The 18973-nt window shown below is 42.0% G+C and carries 19 protein-coding genes; 15 read left to right on the top strand and 4 right to left on the bottom strand.

Annotated elements, in window-relative coordinates:
- Window positions 1-253 precede the first annotated feature (253 nt).
- Window positions 254-982, top strand: coding sequence for an Ig-like domain-containing protein (locus AC2CZC_RS20350; protein ID WP_484583181.1), 729 nt, complete (start codon window positions 254-256; stop codon window positions 980-982).
- A 261-nt stretch (window positions 983-1243) separates the two neighbouring features.
- A complete protein-coding gene (locus AC2CZC_RS20345; protein ID WP_484583180.1) occupies window positions 1244-1993 on the top strand; it encodes an SDR family NAD(P)-dependent oxidoreductase in 750 nt (249 codons plus the stop codon).
- Window positions 1994-2038: 45 nt separating this feature from the next.
- Here the strand turns inward: AC2CZC_RS20345 and AC2CZC_RS20340 are convergent, their stop codons facing one another.
- Entirely contained in the window at window positions 2039-3019 is a 981-nt protein-coding gene (locus tag AC2CZC_RS20340) for an ATP-grasp domain-containing protein (RefSeq protein ID WP_484583179.1), read from the bottom strand.
- On the bottom strand, window positions 3019-3363 hold the full coding sequence (locus tag AC2CZC_RS20335) for a MaoP family protein (RefSeq protein WP_484583178.1): 345 nt from the start codon (window positions 3361-3363) through the stop codon (window positions 3019-3021). Before AC2CZC_RS20335 ends, AC2CZC_RS20340 begins: the two co-directional genes overlap by 1 nt.
- Window positions 3364-3468: 105 nt before the next feature.
- Between AC2CZC_RS20335 and AC2CZC_RS20330 the strand changes: the two genes are divergently transcribed.
- Complete coding sequence (locus AC2CZC_RS20330; protein ID WP_484583177.1) at window positions 3469-4341, top strand: LysR family transcriptional regulator; 873 nt, start codon at window positions 3469-3471, stop codon at window positions 4339-4341.
- A 121-nt stretch (window positions 4342-4462) separates the two neighbouring features.
- The gene (locus tag AC2CZC_RS20325; protein ID WP_484583176.1) at window positions 4463-4969 is read left to right on the top strand and encodes a hypothetical protein; all 507 of its coding nucleotides are present in this window, start codon (window positions 4463-4465) and stop codon (window positions 4967-4969) included.
- Window positions 4970-4983: 14 nt separating this feature from the next.
- Here AC2CZC_RS20325 and AC2CZC_RS20320 read toward each other — a convergent pair whose 3' ends face one another.
- Window positions 4984-5724, bottom strand: a complete 741-nt coding sequence (locus AC2CZC_RS20320) for a spermidine synthase (protein ID WP_484583175.1) — start codon at window positions 5722-5724, stop codon at window positions 4984-4986.
- A gap of 164 nt (window positions 5725-5888) precedes the next feature.
- Between AC2CZC_RS20320 and AC2CZC_RS20315 the strand changes: the two genes are divergently transcribed.
- From AC2CZC_RS20315 to AC2CZC_RS20285, 7 genes are all read left to right on the top strand, one after another.
- The gene (locus AC2CZC_RS20315) at window positions 5889-6662 is read left to right on the top strand and encodes a substrate-binding periplasmic protein (RefSeq protein ID WP_484583174.1); all 774 of its coding nucleotides are present in this window, start codon (window positions 5889-5891) and stop codon (window positions 6660-6662) included.
- A 98-nt stretch (window positions 6663-6760) separates the two neighbouring features.
- Window positions 6761-8269 (top strand): PAS domain-containing sensor histidine kinase, encoded by a 1509-nt coding sequence (locus tag AC2CZC_RS20310; RefSeq protein ID WP_484583173.1) that lies wholly within the window; start codon window positions 6761-6763, stop codon window positions 8267-8269.
- On the top strand, window positions 8270-8728 hold the full coding sequence (locus AC2CZC_RS20305) for a response regulator (RefSeq protein WP_484583172.1): 459 nt from the start codon (window positions 8270-8272) through the stop codon (window positions 8726-8728).
- A 123-nt stretch (window positions 8729-8851) separates the two neighbouring features.
- Complete coding sequence (locus AC2CZC_RS20300) at window positions 8852-9508, top strand: ABC transporter ATP-binding protein (protein ID WP_484583171.1); 657 nt, start codon at window positions 8852-8854, stop codon at window positions 9506-9508.
- Window positions 9501-11915, top strand: coding sequence for an ABC transporter permease (locus tag AC2CZC_RS20295; protein WP_484583170.1), 2415 nt, complete (start codon window positions 9501-9503; stop codon window positions 11913-11915). The genes AC2CZC_RS20300 and AC2CZC_RS20295 overlap by 8 nt, the downstream gene beginning before the upstream one ends.
- Before the next feature lie 8 nt (window positions 11916-11923).
- Window positions 11924-13000, top strand: a complete 1077-nt coding sequence (locus AC2CZC_RS20290) for a lipocalin-like domain-containing protein (protein WP_484583169.1) — start codon at window positions 11924-11926, stop codon at window positions 12998-13000.
- A 158-nt stretch (window positions 13001-13158) separates the two neighbouring features.
- Window positions 13159-13494: a zinc ribbon domain-containing protein YjdM gene (locus AC2CZC_RS20285; RefSeq protein ID WP_046357933.1), complete on the top strand. Its 336-nt coding sequence runs from the start codon at window positions 13159-13161 to the stop codon at window positions 13492-13494.
- Window positions 13495-13535: 41 nt separating this feature from the next.
- Here the strand turns inward: AC2CZC_RS20285 and AC2CZC_RS20280 are convergent, their stop codons facing one another.
- Complete coding sequence (locus AC2CZC_RS20280) at window positions 13536-15326, bottom strand: two-component system response regulator (protein ID WP_484583168.1); 1791 nt, start codon at window positions 15324-15326, stop codon at window positions 13536-13538.
- 251 nt (window positions 15327-15577) lie between these two features.
- Here AC2CZC_RS20280 and AC2CZC_RS20275 point away from each other — a divergent pair, with 251 nt between their 5' ends.
- The 4 genes from AC2CZC_RS20275 (at window position 15578) to creC (ending at window position 18910) form a co-directional block, all read left to right on the top strand.
- Window positions 15578-16201, top strand: a complete 624-nt coding sequence (locus AC2CZC_RS20275; RefSeq protein WP_484583167.1) for a LysE family translocator — start codon at window positions 15578-15580, stop codon at window positions 16199-16201.
- Entirely contained in the window at window positions 16198-16671 is a 474-nt protein-coding gene (locus AC2CZC_RS20270; RefSeq protein ID WP_484583166.1) for a macro domain-containing protein, read from the top strand. The genes AC2CZC_RS20275 and AC2CZC_RS20270 overlap by 4 nt, the downstream gene beginning before the upstream one ends.
- 122 nt (window positions 16672-16793) lie before the next feature.
- Complete coding sequence (locus tag AC2CZC_RS20265) at window positions 16794-17468, top strand: response regulator (protein WP_484583165.1); 675 nt, start codon at window positions 16794-16796, stop codon at window positions 17466-17468.
- Window positions 17465-18910: a two-component system sensor histidine kinase CreC gene (creC, locus tag AC2CZC_RS20260; RefSeq protein ID WP_484583164.1), complete on the top strand. Its 1446-nt coding sequence runs from the start codon at window positions 17465-17467 to the stop codon at window positions 18908-18910. Before AC2CZC_RS20265 ends, creC begins: the two co-directional genes overlap by 4 nt.
- Window positions 18911-18973: the final 63 nt, after the last annotated feature.

Below are 18973 nucleotides of genomic sequence, written 5' to 3'. Positions count from 1 at the left end.
TCAATTTCCTTGAATTAAACGGCTTTTCATCGTCTTTAAAGTGGCCTTATCAAATTTATTATAAAACCAACAACACCGGTTTTTGGTGTGGCTGGCCTTTTTTGATAAGCAATATGAAGTATTCAGTATAGATTTTTCGTGTGTAAAAATATATTTTAATATGAATTTATTCATTATGAGAGTAGGTTTGCTACTTTTTCAATATGAATATTGTGTAGTTAACAATGAAAGATAAAGAAAAGGAAATTTTAAAATGAGGAAAACAACGTATAAGGCATTGGCTATTGCGCTGAGCACAGGTCTGCTTTCTAATTTTGTACAAGCTGCGCCAGTACTGAATAAAACAACTTATGAGTTCAATTCAGGCCTACAAATACAAGAAGAGTTCAATATATTTGGCAAAGATAATGTCACTGATCCAAATTACTCAAGCAACGAGCTTAGAATCCAATTGAATGCAGATAAGTCATACAATCAGATTGGTTTTTACGATCAAGTACGTACCGCTTATGGTCAAGCTGTTGCATATAATATTATAGATAGACGTTGGATAGAGTTTAAAGGCAAGCTCTTATATTATGCGGCGGTTTCAAACGGTACGAATAAGATAGAAACTATCCCGTTTCGCGTTATTAACCCTGCAGGCGAAACATCTGAATGGGGTGTGATCCGCATCAGTCTAGATGAAGCATTCAATATTGATTATGACTACTATCCAAGCGATGATAGCGCACAGACCTCAGCCAATCAGGCTATCACAATCACTGTGAAAGACAATGATGCAAACGTGCCATACTATTTTGGTGTTGAGGTCTATGCTTGGGCTGAAAATGGTCGTGTGACTGTAAATGATGATCACACCATCACGTATACACCCAAGGCTGGTTTTGTTGGCCAAGACTCGTTTAGATATCGAATTAAAGGCAATAACTTATATGATATTACCAGTGCACCCGCGACCGTAACTATTAATGTAAAATAAACTGAATATCATTAAAAAAGCACAGGTAAATACTTGTGCTTTTTCCTCTGACTTTAACTCTTTTGATTACCATATTATCGCCTTTTTCTTGTTTATTTATGATTGTTATGTCAATTTGTTTGAGAACAAGGACATGTTTTGAGTGCATGCCTACGCAAAGCATTGATGGCGCTTAGTATCTGTTTTATAAAAATGACTTTGATCTTTGCTACAGGAATTGCTCAAAGCCCACCAAAATAACAAAAAAGAGAAACTAACGTGGTGAAAAAAGCAATTATTATCGGTGCGACATCAGGGATTGGTAAAGCATTGGCGTTTAACATGGCACAACAAGGCTATATATTAGGGCTTACTGGTCGACGGGAAGCGTTGTTGGCTTCGTTACAGCAAACCATCACGAGTAAGACATATACGTGTGTAATGGATATTTCTACACCACATAATGCAGTTGAAAAGTTCGAGCAACTGATAGAAAACATGCAGGGCGTTGATTTAGTACTCATTAATGCAGGAACTGGGAGCTGTGAACCCGATTTCCCTCTGGAAGGTGAGCTAAATACGGTAGCTGTGAATGTATCAGGGTTTACCGCGATAGCAAATGCGGCCTATCACTACTTTACAAAGCAAGGACATGGACATATCACTGCTACCTCTTCGATTATGGCGCTGCGCGGCGGACCTTGCCCATCATACAATGCATCCAAAGCATATATGTCGAATTACTTAGAGGGATTATATTGTCGCGCTTACAAAGCAGGACTAGATATCAGTGTCACAGATATTCGGCCAGGGTTTGTTGATACGCAGATGGCTAAAGGTGATGGCATTTTTTGGCTCGCGCCAGTGGAGAAAGCCGCTGTGCAAATCTTAACGGCGATTGAGAAAAAAAAGCGAGTGGTTTACATTACAAAACGCTGGCGATTAATTGCAATCTTGATGCAAGTTTTGCCGTTTAGTGCCTTTGTGAAGTTGATGATGGGGACTAAGCAAAAAAGCACAAAGACATATTAAGTTTTTGCGCTTTAACCACTCTCACATCAATGGATGTTTACCAAATTAAACTTCGGCTTTAGGTTGTGTTTTGGATGGACTTTTCTTTGTCTCAACTTGCTTCGTATCCATCGGCATTTTGTCAAAAATACCAAGTCGAATACGAATAAAGTGGAAAATTTCTTTTGGTACATTAATATCCAATGCTGTTTCCAGCCCTTCAAAACCGGGAGAAGAGTTTGCTTCGCAAATCTTAAAGTGTTCTTGGTCAAACAACAAATCAATACCGGCTACATCTAAACCCAACACATTAGCTGTTTGTGTTGCTAACCATTCAATTTCTGGTGTGATTGGGTGAGGGCGACCCTTCGCACCTGCGCTGACATTAGCTTTGAAGTTTTCGCCATTGGAGTTTCGCTCCATACAGGCAACTGCGCGGCCACCGATAGTGAAGATGCGCAGATCTCTGCCATGACTGGCTTTCACAAATTGCTGCAAAATGATGTTGGCTTTAGGGTTGGTCGCCTCAATTAGTTGCATTAAGTCATCAAATTCGCCTTTTGACTTTGATAAAAATACACCACTGCCTTGAGAGCCAGATAGTGTTTTTACAACAACTGGAAAACCAATTTGTCTTTCAACCAAAGCAACATTGACCGGAAATTTAACCAGCATGGTGTCAGGCGTTGGCAGATTTTTTTGTGCCAAAATTTGTTGTGCAAACAGTTTATCTTTAACCGTCTCAATGGAGTTTGAGCTGTTGACACAATACACACCTAAGCGCTCTAAATGGCGAATAATAGCTAATGCAAAGTAGGTGGTGCCTGCGCCCATTCGCGGTAATACGAAGTCTGGGAGTTCATGTTTTTTACCGTCAATGAGGATACTTTTTTCATCATCACGGGTTACTGTTAAATCAAATTGATCTGGAGAAAATACTTCGAGCTCGATGTTTTCTTCTTTGGCAACTTCAACAAGCCTATGGATTTCATAGGCTTCTTGTCGAAGTAAGCTCGCATTTTCTTTGTAAATTATCCAGCCTCGCACTAATAACTTTCCTCTATTTCGTTATATGAATCTTGATTGTTTGATTTTGCAGTTGCGCTTAAAGTATGAATACTCCGCTTCTGCGTGAGTTTTTTGTATTTTTGCCACAGCAACTCGACTCTGGTGTCGCTTTCTTTGACGCCATCTACAGTCTTTAAAAATTGCTCTTCCACTTGGTTGGCTGGTGCTTGCAGCCTTTGTTCTAGTGCAAATAACCTGCGTCCAACCTGCGTGAGTAATTCAGATTCTTGAATCGTAAAGTGCCCACTGCGATTAAATCCATTTGGAAAATTGATATCATCATAGAAGTTACTTGATTTTAAAAAGCCGTGTAATAGTTCCATAACGCTATGCTCTTGTTGACAAACAATAGTATTTTCACGGAGTATGCGGCGCATTCTAGTTTGTGTACAACAATATAATTTTATCGTAACGATAAGAGGAAACCGGTGGATATTGAGCTTATAAAAACCTTCCTAGAGGTGAAGGATAGTCGTCACTTTGGCAAGGCTGCGGAAAATTTATATTTAACGCAAGCAGCTGTAAGTTCTAGAATAAGGCAGTTAGAGCAGTATTTTGGTGTGCAGTTGTTTGTACGAAATCGCAACAACATTCAACTGACTCCTGCCGGTGAACGGTTGGTAAGCCATGCTGAAACCATGCTACAAACACTGCGCATGGCCAAACAAGATGTGGCGTTGACTACGGAGCAATTAACGCAAATTAGTTTGGCGGGGACGCCAAACACTTGGGATACCTATATACATGATGCCATCTCAAAAATTTATGCCAGACATCCTAATTTAAGCTTGGTGGCTGAAATTCAATCTCGCGAGCAAATTACGCGTCATCTTCTTGAACGAACGCTCGATGTGGCGATTTTATTTGACCCTCCTAAAGTAGATGAGCTTAAAATTGAACACCTTCACACATTTGAGCTGGTGCCTGTGTCTACGTTTTCCGCTGAGGTTGAGAACCCCGAAGAAGTAAAACGCTACATCATGGTCGATTGGGGGACCAACTTTAATAGTTGGCATGCAAAAGCACTAAAAGATATCGCAACGCCCTCTGTACGTACGAGTACTGCGAGAATTGCACTTGATCTGATTTTGCAATGTGGAGGAAGCACTTATTTACCTGATGTGATTGTAGAGCCCTATATCGAGCAAAAGATGTTGTATCGCTTGGATGATTTACCAACATTCTCTAGAGAGCTGTTCGTTGCCTATCATAAAGAGAATGAAAATGCTGATAAGCTTCATGAGATCCGAAAAATGCTAGGAAAAGAAGAGCCTGAAGCTCCGTCGATTTTAACGCCTTAGATGCTGTTACAGCTCTGAGGTAAAACAAACGTATAATTTTCTCTGTTAGGCTTGTCAATCTTTGATAAATGGCTAAGATCCTGCGTTTGAATTGCCTTTAAACCTAACCGCTGAGCACAAGATGCCAAAATCGAGAACCAGTCAGTTGATTTACACTGTCGCATTAAATAGAGCTTTTTTATTATTCCCATTAGTTTTGATTTGTTTGCTAGTGACCAATATTACCGTAGAAGATTTACGCTTTTTATTTGGCCATATGGATGAACATGGCTATCAAAACATCATTGATAACGAAGCGACGATCACGATTTTACTGATTGGTTTTGGCGCAGTGATGGATGGCCGTAAAATCCTTTCAAAACGTGCTTGGGACAGTAAGCAAGATCCAAGTTTGGAGCAGCATAAGCTATTGAATGAAACCTCTGAGTATTACGGGTTTATGCTCATTGTGATCGGTATTTCGATAGAGATTGTTGACCAGCTAGCAAGTTACATGCGTAACTTTCAGGTTGAGTTACTCATGTTTGAAGCATGGTTCAGCATTGTATTGAACATAGTCGCAATTGGCGTGATGCTTAAAGCCGCTTATAAAATTGCAGTCATAGACAAGCAGGCACACCAGTTGTAATTAGGCTGTGCTAGTTAGTCATCAAGTAAGTATTTTAGACCATCTATTTTACTGGTGGTGAAAAATGCTTGCTGCTGCCAAATTGGATTAAGGGTTTGGTTTGTCCCGCCAACTATCCAAACAATATTGGCAAATTGTGTAGCCTTAAAGCCATAAATGGTTGTTTCAGGGAAAGTCTCGGTTAATACATCTGCCAGCTTACTTATCTGTGCGCGCTCGGTGAGTACCGTGTTAAGTGCTAGCCACCCTTGGTTGGTAAGTAGGCACTTTAGGTTTTGGTAAAAATCGGGTTCGAAAATAAACGGCAGTAGCGTTGTTGAATCAAATAAATCAACCTGTATTAAGTCAAAAGGCGTGAGGTCTTGTTGTTTAACGAACTCATAAGCATCTGTGCAGTGTATCGGGTTGTCACTGTTATTAGGGTTAAAAAACTGCTTGTATAGGTCTATTATTTGCTGGCTTTTTTCTACCGTTTCTATATGTGCTTTAGGGAATTTGTCATTGAGAAAGCGCAGCAACCCACCTCCGCCAAGCCCGAGTTCGAGTATCCGGTTGGTTTGTGAGAGTTCATAGGTTGGAATAGCCATAAATAACATATGGGGAAACACTAAGCTGTTTGGCTCTGATAAAGACATCGCAGATTGCATAATGCCATCAATGCTAAACCAACGCAGAGTTTCATTTTCAATGACTTGCACCTTTTGATTGTTGACTTCAATATCTAAAAGCGTTGTGGGTGTTAAAGTGTTACTCATAAGACCAGCAAGAAACAAAGCAGATAGTTTAGTTTAGCGTTTTATTTTATTTTTGTAATATAAATCATATAGATTGCCTTTGATAATGCGTGTGAATTTGCAGTAATAGTGTAGCCATATGTGTGTTGATCTTTTATGCAAAAACCGTCACACTCGGCACGTCTATGGCAAGAATAAAAAAAATGTTATTTCGCTTTTTTATCTATTTAAATATTTCAATCTTTAGTTTGGTCTGCTCATATGCTTACGCGAATGCCATCAGGTTTGTGGCTGAAGATTTACCACCGTATCACTATTTAAATGCACAAGGACAAGCAGATGGTGTTTTGGTTGAAATTGCCAGAGAGCTTCAGGCACATAGTGGGTTAGAAGCGAAGATTGACATATTGCCAATGGCCAGGGCATATCATGAATTGCAAACTAAACCAGATGTTGTGATGCTAGCTTGGCTAAAAACACCAAGTAGAGCCAAAAACTACCAATTTTTAGGGGTGATGTGTCAGACTTCTGCGTCATTAATGGGTCTAACTAGCAACCAAATACCTTTGTCTTCACTTGAGCAAGCAAAGCGGTATCGAGTGAGTACCATTAGGGGTTACTACAGTGAGCAATACCTCAAAAAAGCGGGCTTTTCTGAAGAGCATGATCTTGTATTGGCCTCGCACTATAAAAGCATGTGGCACATGCTGTATAAGGGTCGCACGGACTTTATATTAACAAACACCAGAACTTTGCAACGAGAGTTAGACGAGCTTGGGCTCGACCCTACATTGTTAGAGAGCAAACTGAGATTAGATGATTTCCCCTCAGAGCTGCACCTTGCAGCAAATTTACAGTTTTCTAAATCACAGGCTAAAAAGTTACAAGCGTCTTTGAATGCGATTAAAGCGTCGGGTCGTTATGATGAGATTGTTCGTAAATGGCGGTTGCTAGACTAGTCTCATCCTAGGGACTGATAATTAAAGAATAATCAGCGCGTGAGCACTTAGTTGACTACACTTTATTAACAAGCTCAACGTCAGGAAACGTTTAAAGCGTGACAAAATTAGGTGAGTTACAGTTAGACACTGTAATGGATGGGGTCATAGATGGAATTTTTATGACCAACAGGCAGGGAGAAATTCTAAGCTTTAATGCCGCTGCGACACACATATTTGGCTACAGTAAAGAAGAAGTACTAGGAAAGGGCATCACTTTTCTTATTCTTCAATCTGAGCAGGAAAAGTATTTTAAATATTTACATAATATCACGGACGAAAAAATTGCGGTTTTATACAGAAAGCCATGTCGTACTGGCATAGAGCTGATTGCCATCAAAAAAGACGCCACTGAGTTTCCCTTGGAGTTGTCTCTGAGTGTATTGCCTTGCAATGATATTGTGCTTTGCACTGTGCGAGATATTTCAGAGCGCAAGCAGGCAGACATGTCGATAAAGTCTTATGTAGAACACATAGAAACCATTATGGATACGGTTTTAGATGGCCTCATCACCATAGATATGAAAGGCGTGATCCATGGCTTTAATAGCGCTGCTGAAAATATTTTTGGTTACAGTGCCAGAGATGTGATTGGGCGAAATGTCAAAATGCTCATGCCAGAACCTTATCAATCTGAACATGATTCCTATTTAGATAATTATCATGCCACTGGAGATAAAAAAATTATTGGTATTGGGCGAGAAATAACCGGGCGGCGTAAAAGTGGTCACTTATTTCCGTTGGAGCTTGGTGTCAATGAGATGACTGTTCAAGGTAAAACCATGTTTGTGGGGACAGTACGAGACATATCTGAGCGAAAAGCAGCAGAATCAGCCATCGATTCTTACATTAGAAAACTCCAGATCAGTAACTCAGAGCTTGATCAATTTGCTTATATTGCTTCTCACGATTTAAAGGAGCCCCTTAGAGGGCTTGCGAACAATGCGCTTTTTTTAGAAGAGGATCATGCGGACACGTTAGACAGTGAAGGGTTGAGGAGAATTTCAAGAATTCGCTTTTTGTGTACGCGAATGGAAAAGTTGGTGGACAGTTTGCTGTATTACTCACGACTGGGGCGCCAAGATTTAGCGGTTGAAGAAGTGGATTTAAATGCATTGATAGACAATGTCGCTGAATTGACTTTACCTGAGGAAACAACACAAAGCGTCGATTTAGTGATCCCCACACCACTGCCACATATTACCTGCGACAAGCCTCGCGTATCTGAGTTATTTCGTAATCTTATTTCTAACGCGGTTAAATATAACCAGTCCGTACGTAAAAAAATCGAAATTGGTGTTAAAGCGAGTATGAATCCGCATACTCAGGTGCTAGAGCCGCAAGTTTTTTATGTAAAGGACAATGGCATTGGGATAGATACCTGTTTTTTTGAAGATATTTTTAGAATATTTAAACGGCTTAACGAAGAAGATGATGCCGTGCGTGGCACAGGCGTAGGCCTGACGTTTGTTAAAAAGATTATTGAAAGGCACAGTGGACATATTTGGGTCGAATCGGAACTTGGCCAAGGCAGTTGTTTTAACTTTACCTTAAAGCTAGGAGACTGAATGATGGATAAAGATTTAGGCCTGATTTTACTGGTTGATGACAACCCTGATGATTTTGAGGCGATACTGAGAAGTTTGCGAAAAAGCCACTTTATGAATCCAATTCAATGGTGTCAATCAGGGCAAGATGCAAAAGATTATTTATATAAAAGCGGAAAGTACAGCACGCATGAGCATTTAAAACGACCGGTATTGGCATTGGTTGATTTAAATATGCCGGGCTTGGATGGTAGGCAACTTTTGAGAGATCTCAAAGCGGATCCCAAAATGTGCTCAATCCCAATTGTGGTATTAACAACGTCGAGTGATCCTCAGGATATCGAATCTTGTTATGCTTTGGGCGCGGCGTCTTACATTCAAAAGCCCGTGGAATTTGATGATTTAGCAAACGCCTTTAAAGTCCTCAAAGACTACTGGTTTAAAGTTGCATTATTGCCCACTATCGATGGATATGATTAGCAGTTGTAATCGTGAGCTTTTTCAAAAAGTTATCTATATCATGTTACAAATTAAGCAGTGAGTTTGACTAGATCAAGCATGCCTTTGGAAGCATAATGAGTACGTTATTATCTAGAGGCTGATATGATCCAATTAAAAGATGTCGTATTTTCCAGAGCCGATGGTGAGGCTCAAAGGCGCATTATTGATAACGTGTCTATGACTATTCACGATGCACAACAGGTCGCATTAGTTGGGGACAGTGGTTCAGGTAAAACCACGTTACTAAATTTACTTGCAGGGCTATTGGTACCAGACAGTGGAGAAATTAATGTCAATGGTAGCGTCATTTCCGAATTTGATGAAAACCAATTGGCGCGCTATCGACGCCAAATCGGTGTCATATTCCAGCATTATCAATTATTAGAAGCACTTAATATCGCTGATAACATCACTTTTCAAGCGCGCCTAAATGGGTTACAAGTGACAAAACCTACGCTAACGGCGCTTGCAACTCGGCTTGGTATTGCACATAAGTTGTCGGCTTTTCCCAGTGAGCTCAGTGGCGGGGAGCAGCAGCGGGTAGGTATAGCCAGAGCCATAATCAATCAGCCAAAGGTTATTTTAGCTGATGAACCGACTGGTAATCTGGATAGTGAACGAAGTCAAGAGGTACTCGAACTGCTTCAAGCCTTATGTAAAGAGCACGAAATTAACTTAATTATGGTCACACATAGCGAAAGGTTAGCTGTGCAATTTGAAAGACAAATAAGGCTAAAAAGCGGACAGTTATATGACTGAGTTTAAGCTAATCTTCTTTGCTTTTTGCCAGTTTTATTTGAGGCATAAAGGCCTGCTGATATTATTTGTGCTCGGCTTTAGTCTAGGTACCGCTTTGATCAGTGCTATCTTTGGCCTTAACTTGGAGGCCTCAAAACGTTATTCAAATAGCAGTGCATTATTGGCAGTGCCAGTTACCCACTTTATCAAACCGAACCTTGGCACCGAGCGCTTACCTGTTGCTGTTAGGCAGCAGCTATCACGGCAAACTGAGACGCAATTTGAAGTGGTGCTTGAAGGCCGAGTACAGCTTGAGAGTGGCAAATGGCTCAATATTAAAGGGGTGAATTTATTACACTGGATCTCGCAATCAGGGACGGGCAAAAAAGAGTCTAATTATAGTGAGGTAGGAAGCCAAGCAAGCCCACTATTCGATACGATTTATTTGGACCCAAAGTTAATTGCACGGCTGGGTAGCAACACACTCAAATTAAATCACGTGAGTTATGCTGTTTCGCCTATTGAAGGTCTGGGCTTTCAAGCGCTGATGGACATCAGTTTGGCAGATAAATTGCTCAATGCGCAAGGTGAGGTGAGCTATCTAGAAGTATTTGATTTAGATGATGCTGCTGAGCTTGTTTTGACTGAATTATTAACAAGGCAAGCCCGAGTTGAGCGGGCAGATGCTCAGGCTTTCGATACACTCTCAGGGCCGTTTTTCTTTAACTTACAGGCCTTGGCGCTACTCGGCTATATCGTCGGGGCATTTTTAAGCTTTAATGCCATTAAATTGGCCTTTGCCTCTCGGGCCGCTCAACTCAAACAGTTATATTTATTAGGTTGCCAGCCAATTAGGCTAAAGCAAGCCATGTTCATTGAACTTGGCACTTTAGGATTATTATGTGCTTATTTTGGTGCGCTACTTGGCGTGACGCTTGCCAATATTCTGGTGGTCGATGTGACTCAAGTTCTGCGCAGTTTCTATCAATTGGATAGAAGTTTGACCGTTGAGTTAGACTGGACCATGGTGGCATTAGGATTTGCGCTTAATACAGCTGTTTTGTCGATCTTTTTCTTATCGAATCGTTTGTCTGAGGTGATAAAGCATAAGTTGTTTTTTTGGTTGTGCTTAGCTGCGCTTTGCATTGGCGCAGTATTGCTTGCCTTGCTGGCGCAAAGTAAGCTGTTGGCCTTACTACTTTGCGCGGTGATCTTGCTGATTTTCTTTTGTATCACGCCAGGCATTATCTCTAAGGTATTCTCTTGTCAGTGGCCGACGAACTCTGTACTGGTTTTATGGCTCAAAGCCGATAGTCAGGGTCAGATTAAATCGCTGTTGAGCGCCGTGCTTGCGACATTAATGGCCATGGGCGCAGCCATCGGTATGTTGGTGATGGTGAAAAGCTTTAGTCAGACATTGGATGGTCATTTAGAAAATCGTCTCAGTGCCGACCTTTATGTGCGCCCTGCAGCCGTGTCGAGCAGCATGCATCATACTCTTGAACAAATGGCAGAGATTGAACGCGTCGGGGTTTATTGGCAAGCTCGCAGTGAGGTTATTCGTGAAAAAGAGACTGTACCCATAAAACTGCTTAGTTTTGGACGCGATGCACACTTGCACCAGCAGGTTAAACTACTGGGCGGGAAAGCAGTCACAAGTGATCACTTGTCCAGTAAAACTGGCGCTATCGACCAGTGCTTAGTGAATGAACCAGGGTGGCGAATATATGGTTTAGATGTCGCTCAGGTTGTGCAAATTCAGCAGGGCTATAAGCAGTTTAGTTGTCAAATTACGGGAATTTTTTACGATTACGGAGAGCAAGAGGCAACACTACTTACCACAACCGGTGTGATTGAAAGCAGTGACTTTAATTATCAAGCGTTTGGTTTTTCTTTGACCTTAGCGCCTGATGTAGATATCAATGATATGACCAAGTACTTGGTAGAAAAGCTGTCCATAGAAAGCACCCAAATAAGCATAAATAAAGTATTTAAACAGTACGCAAAACAGCTGTTTGAGAATACTTTTAGTGTGACTCACGCCCTAAATCTGTTCATCATGTTAATTGCACTATTTGGCGTATGGGTGAGCTTTTTAACACTGGGTAGGCAGCAGCTTCAGCAAATGGCGACATTACAGACTTTAGGTGTAACGCGATTGCAGTTATTGGCAGCCAAGCTAGGCCAAACCTTAATTATATTGCTTGTTACCATCGCCTTGGCGATCCCATTGGGTATTCTTTTAGGGTGGGTGTTGTTGACATACGTGATGCCACTGGCATTTGGTTGGAGTATGGCCATGGTACTTGATTGGTGGGGGATATTGGTTTTTAGTTTAGTGGTGCTGGTGCTTGCCATGGTAGTAGGAACATTGCCAATATTACGGCTATTAAAGCGAAATGTTGCAGACAGTGTGGCTCAGTTGTAGAGAAGTGAATGAAAATACAAACGATAGTTCAATTATGCGTGTGGCTCTGTATCACCAGTTTATTGCAAGGGTGTAGCGAACCTGCCCAAAAGCTAGAATCAACCCATCCATTTTCGATGCAAAGTGGCGACCCTGTGAGTGCAGGCACGGTATTAACTTTTCCAGAAGATCATGGCGCACATCCTGCTCAGGGGATCGAGTGGTGGTACGTCACTGCAAACCTTAAAAGTGACAGCGGCCAAGATTTTGGAGTGCAATGGACCTTATTTCGCGTAAGCCGATCTGAACTGTCTGCGGATCCAACAGGACCTTGGTGGGATGGGCAATTTTATTTTGCGCATTTTGCAGTGCAAACCGATACACAACATGTCGCTTTTGAAAAATCAGGACGTGCTTCAGATGTGATTATTCAAGCATCGCCTTTTGAGGCAAGGCTGAAAAATTGGTCGATGCAAAGTACTGGGGACGCCTTTTTGCCGTTGAGTTTAAATGCCAGTCAAGATGGTTATCGTGTTGCGCTTAAAATGGATAATAGTCCCAGAGTACTGCATGGTGAACACGGTTTTAGCCAAAAAACGCAAGATGGCCATGCGTCCATGTATTACAGCTATCCATTTTTAGAGGTGAGTGGCGAGCTCGTTTTTGACCAAAAAGTGCATACTGTGTCGGGTCGAGCTTGGTTAGATAGGGAGTGGTCCGCTGCTTTTATTAACCCGAAGCAAACTGGGTGGGATTGGTTTAGTTTGCAGGGCGAGGACCCTCAAGATGGCGGCTTGATGGCATTTTGTATTTATGCTGCGGGTAAAGGGTATGAATACTGTAGTGCAACCTCTATTGACCCTGATGGCAAGACGCATGCATTTGGCAACGAGCAAGTAGAGCTGGTAGCAACCAAGCGCATAGAGTTGGAAGGCGTGGCTTACCCAATTGCATGGCAACTCTCTGTAGATGGTTTTGAACCTATTGAAATAAAAGCAGTAAATCCAGATTCGAGAAATAAACTCAGCATACCTTATTGGGAAGGTCGCGTAACGAGCTCAGGTGGTTACAGTGGTACAGGGTATGGCGAGCTGGTCGGGTATTAATGAATATGTGCAGCAATTCAGCTCGCCTTTTAGTTTGACCAATATCATTAAAATGCGTGTTTTAGCCTAAAAAATTGCATATTGCGGGGATTTTTCCTCGCGATGTCGGCGTCTAGGCATTATCATGCCCACAAAGAATGTTATATAGGCAGTAAAATATGTCGTGCCCTCCATGTCCAAAGTGTAATTCTGAGTATGTATATCAAGATCAAAGTCAGTTGATCTGTCCTGAGTGTGCATATGAGTGGGACCCGTCTGAGGTAGAAGAAGATGATACGCCGCAAGTCAAAGATGCCAACGGCACCTTGCTTGTGGATGGTGACAAAGTCACTGTAGTAAAAGATCTTAAAATTAAAGGTAGCTCACAAGTGATTAAGATTGGCACCAAAGCTTTGGTAAGACGTGTTCTAGATAAAAAAGACCACGAACTTGATTGCAAAGTAGACGGTGTAGGCGAAATGATGGTTACCGCAAAGTTTGTGAAAAAAGCCTAAATACATTATTAAAGAGCGCAGTTTGGCGCTCTTTACACAGTTTATAAGTTGTTATTCTTATCACTTGGCTGCTTAAGTGGTAATTCACTGTTTACCACAGATAAATGCCCTGAGCTTCGTTGCTCATCATCAAGTAACTGTTTTACTTTTTGCTCCGTCATGGGCTGATAAAACAAATACCCTTGCAAATAATGGATATTCAGCTCGTTACAGGCCGAGGTTTGTGGTGCTGTCTCTACGCCTTCGGCAACCATTTTAAAGTTAAGTTTGGAGAGCATGTAGGCCAACCCTTTGAGCATATCATGATTAGTTGAGTCCGGGTGTGAGATGCTTTGAATGATTGAGCGGTCAATTTTCACCATTTTGATGGGTGATTTCAGTAAATGGGGAAGTGATGAAAAGCCAGTGCCAAAATCGTCCAGCGCTAGATTCACCCCATGCTCTGACAGGGTGGTTAAAGTTTCATTGATGATGGAGCAATCTTGCAATAAGGCTGACTCTGTAAGCTCTAGGATCAATTTATTTGCTGGAATATTCAATTGGCTCAGTGCGTCAATTACCATATAGGAAAAGCCGCCAGTAGCAAGTTGATTTGCCGAGACATTTATCGCCAGCTTAAAGTCATAGCAGCCTGCTTTTAGCATATCCGCAAATTGCCCAAGGGCTGATTCTAGTACCCATTTACCGATTGATTGGATCAGATCTGTTTCTTCAGCGATAGGAATAAATTCATTTGGCAGTTGCGTCGTATGTGCAAAAGGCCAACGGATCAAAGCTTCTATGATCTCAATTTTTTCTGTTTTACTGTTGATGATGGGTTGGTAGTTGAGTTGAAAGTCTTGATTAAATGCAGCTTGCCTGAGCTCAGATTCTACCCTGTATTTGAGCAAAAACGTCTCTTGTACATTATCTTGAAAAATCTCAATATGCTCGCTATTTTGACGTTTGGCGCGATACATGGCGATATCAGCAAGTTTAATTAAATCTTGCGCGTGCTCGGCATTAATAGGGGCCAAAGCGATGCCAATGCTTGCAGTGCAATGGATGGCATGCCCATCTAACTCAAATGGGATTTCAAACGTACTTAAAATTCGTTTAGAAATGACTTTGGCTTGTGAAATACTGGTGAGCTCACCACAGGCAAAAGCAAATTCGTCACCACCTAAACGTGCCAACAACTCGTTCTCTCGCAGGATCTCTTTAATTCTGCCCGCAACGGCTATCAGCAGTCGGTCGCCAGCATCATGGCCAAAATGGTCATTAATGTGTTTAAACTTATCTAAGTCGAGCATCATCACCGCGACGATTTCTTCATTTCTCCTTGTACGGGACACTAGCAGGCGATTGAGCATCTCTTCAAAGTGAAAGCGATTGTGCAGTCCTGTGAGGGTATCTTTTTCGGCTAAATCTTTAATATGTTGATAGCTATCATGGAGTTGCTGCTCAAGCTCATGACGTTTTCTTGCTTGCAAGATAGAACGTGCAAGTTGTGAGCTGGTGATCTCATGTTTGAGTAAAAAGTCTTGCGCTCCGGCATTGATACAATCCAGTACAAGCTGTTGATCATAAAGATTACTGATCATCACAATGGCGGTATGCTTGAGGTGGTTGTCACCGCGCAGTTCAATGATGGCTTCAACACCATTGACCAAAGGCATATTAAAATCGAGCAAAATGACATCAAACTGCATGTCTTGGATTAATTGATAGGCTTCTACTAGGCTAGTTGCCTCTACGATATCGTAATGCTGTTGCTCGCCAGAGAGCGTCTTAATGACGGTTTTTCTGTCAATGGCATCATCATCGACGACAAGTAGCTTAGTATAAGTCATAAATATCTTTTCCCTGTTCAGTCCTTAACCAAATACAAATCAGTATTAATTACTATACTCACTCTTAACTCTAGTCCAAGGCTTGCAGAATTGTAGGGCTGCGCAAAATGTTTGGAATAAAAAATTCCTTAAAAATGATTTTTGTGGACACAATTGCTAAAGGTTGTCTTTTTTATATACAAACCTTGAACTAATGTGTATGAATATTAGGTAAATAGGTAAGTCGGCATTAACGAAAGGATTTAAAGAAGATGGAATACATCATCGCAGTGGCATTATTCGCCATTTCTACCTCAATTACACCAGGGCCAAATAATATTATGGTGATGACCAGCGGGGTAAATTTTGGTGTTAAAAAGACCTTGCCTCTGCTAGCCGGTATTTGTGTGGGCTTTAGCGTCATGCTGATGGTGGTAGGGCTTGGATTCGGTCGGATCTTTACGCTTTTCCCGAGTCTTCATTTCATCATCAAGTGTGTTGGTGTGCTTTATTTGTTGTATTTGGCATGGCTAATTGCCCGCACCGCGGCTGGTGAAATGGAACACAAAGCGCAAAGGCCCATGACATTTATCAATGGTGCGTTATTTCAATGGGTCAACGCTAAGGCGTGGGTTGTTGCAACAGGTGCCATTGCCGCTTTTACATCGGTGGGAGAAGGGTATATGGTGCAAAATATCACCATTGCATTGGTTTTTTTGGTGGCTGCATTTCCCTGTGTTGGCAGTTGGCTGTTATGTGGCACAGCGCTAAAGCGTGTGCTTAGCCAAAGTAGGGCAAGGCAAGTATTTAATTATGCCATGGCCGGATTGTTGGTGTTATCGGTTATGCCTGTGATTGGGGAAATAGTTACGCAAGTGGAGCAGCAGCTATTATGAGTATTGATGTCACCGTGGTACATGGCGATTTGTTGGAGCAAAAAGTGGATGCGATTGTAAATAGTTGGAATCGCAATATCATTCCTTGGTGGTTATTACTTCCGCAAGGCGTATCTGGGGCGATTAAGCGAAAAGCGGGGACTGTGCCTTTCAAAGAGGTTGCAAAATTTGGCGCTATTCCCCTTGGTGAAGCCAGGTTGACCTCTGCGGGCAGCTTGGATTACAAAGGTATTATTCATGTTGCCGGCATTAATTTATGCTGGTTTGCGACACAGTACTCAGTGACACAGTCTGTGAAAAGTGCCATCGCACTTGCAGAGCAGCAAGGCTACAAGCACATTGCGATGCCTTTGATTGGCGCCGGATCTGGTAATCGCTCTACACGATGGTCTTACCAATGTATTATGAATACACTTGAGCAGTTAGAGAGCCCTGTTGCAGTGAAGCTGGTGAAATTTACCGAAACTTGATTTGGGCTATAGGCATAACATCTGGTTTTTAATATGTTTTTTGTAGTTTATCATTTTACTCTCACCTATACTGTGCGCTTTAAACTCTAAGCATATTGACAGCCTGTTACAGCGGAGGCCTTTTGAATATAGTCATCATAGAAGATGAGCCAGCGATTGCAGATACATTAACACATGTACTTGAAATGGATGGTTTTCATGTCGTCTGGTTCAATACTGCGGGGGCCGGCCTTGCTCACCTAAAAACTAACCAGTCTGATTTGTTAATTCTAGATGTAGGCTTACCAGATGGTAATGGCTTTGAATTATGTAAACAGATCCGTGAATTTTCGGCACTGCCTATTATATTTTTAACGTCCCGTGCTGACGAAATTGACCGGGTTGTAGGGTTAGAGATTGGGGCCGATGATTATGTCACTAAGCCATTTAGTCCAAGAGAGATGCTCGCTCGAGTAAAGCTCAGACTCAAGCCTCGTCAGACATCATTACCCGCCGCGGCAAAGAAATTATCCAGCAGCTTAATATCTGAAAACTTCGATTTTTATAAAAATGGTGTTGGACTTGGTTTAACTGCGCTGGAGTTTAAGGTGTTGGACGCACTGGTACAGTCGTCACCGCGTATATTGAGCCGTCAACAATTGATGGATTTTGCCCAGATGCCAGCAGAAGAGGCTTATGAGCGTAATATCGATTCCCATATTAAAGCCATTCGTAACAAGCTTAAAGCGGTAGATATGAGCGAATACCTTAAAACCAAACGTGGATTTGGGTATTACTTCGAATACTCGGGGTCATGATGCAGCGATGGCCTAAAATCCCGCTTGGGATCAGATTATTTGTGCTCTATTTCGTTATTGTGATCATGACGACTTACTTCGTGAGCTCGACACTCATCAAAGAAATTAAGCCAACAGTTAGGCAGACCACAGAAGAAACCTTGGTAGATATGGCGAATTTGCTCGCGGTATTGGTTGCGGATGATTTGGCAAATGACACACTGCAAAACAGTAAGATAGCCGATTTACTCCAGCAGTTTGGCAATCGTAGTGTAGATGCGGCGATTTGGGGAGTTGATAAAAAGTCGATGACCCATCGTATTTATGTTACTGACAGTAATGGAATAGTCGTTGCGGACTCATGGCAACAAGATATTGGTAGCGACTTTTCTCGGTGGAATGATGTTTACCTGACTTTGCGAGGTGAATACGGCGCGCGTTCAACCGTCTCAGATCCCAATGATCCACGCTCAACAGTGATGCATGTGGCTGCCCCGGTTATCCATCAGGGTAAAACGATTGGCAGCTTGACGGTTGCTAAGGCAAATCGCTCTGTTCAGCCTTTTATAGACTTGTCTAAACAACGGGTTTTTAATTGGTTGGGCATAATGAGTGTGATGGTGTTGTTAGTTGGCGCTGTAGTGGCTTGGCGGATCAACTCCGCACTGAAAAAACTGTCTGTCTATGCTTATAAAATGGGACAGGGCGAAAAGGCGAGCAAGCCGGCATTTAGAGTATTTTACGAATATGCCCAGCTCAGTGATGCCCTCTCGGACATGCGCAACCAGCTAGATGGCAAAGATTATGTCGCCACGTATGTTGAAACATTAACTCACGAGCTAAAGAGCCCGCTCTCTGGGATTAAGGGCGCCAGTGAACTACTCCAAATGCCGCTTGAAGAGGACAAGCGACAAAGATTTGCAAGCAACATTGAGCGCGAGTCTGCGCGTATGCAATCTTTAATTGATAAATTATTGGTGTTGGCAAAGCTTGAAAAGCAACCGGAACTTGAGCAAACCAGTGATATTCGAAGTCGTGATTTAGTCAATTATGTAGCAGATATATTGAGCATCAAATTTGAACAAAAATCAGTGCAATATCAGTTTGACGACAGTCAAAATGTTGCCCTTGTGGGCGATGAGTTTTTACTGCGCCAAGCCTTATTGAATCTGTTTGATAATGCGTTAGATTTTATTGTCGAGGGTGGTGAACTCAGCGTGAACATTGAGCAGCGAGACAAGCATTGCTGCTTTGTGATTTTTAACCAAGGCGAACAAATACCCGAGTATGCATTACCTCGTTTAACAGAGCGGTTTTATTCACTGCCAAGAGCCAATGGCAATAAAAGCACAGGGCTTGGGCTGAATTTTGTTGAGCAAGTGGCCAAATTGCATTTTGGCTATCTAAATGTTTGTAATCAGCCAGAGGGCGTTGAAGTCACTCTCGCGATTAAATCTCCATAAAGACTCCATATTAACTCCACAGAGACACCAAACGAGATTGATACAGTGTTGGCAAACCTGAGG

Source organism: Pseudoalteromonas sp. MMG033 (assembly GCF_057197785.1).
This window is presented reverse-complemented; position numbering and strand designations above follow the sequence as displayed.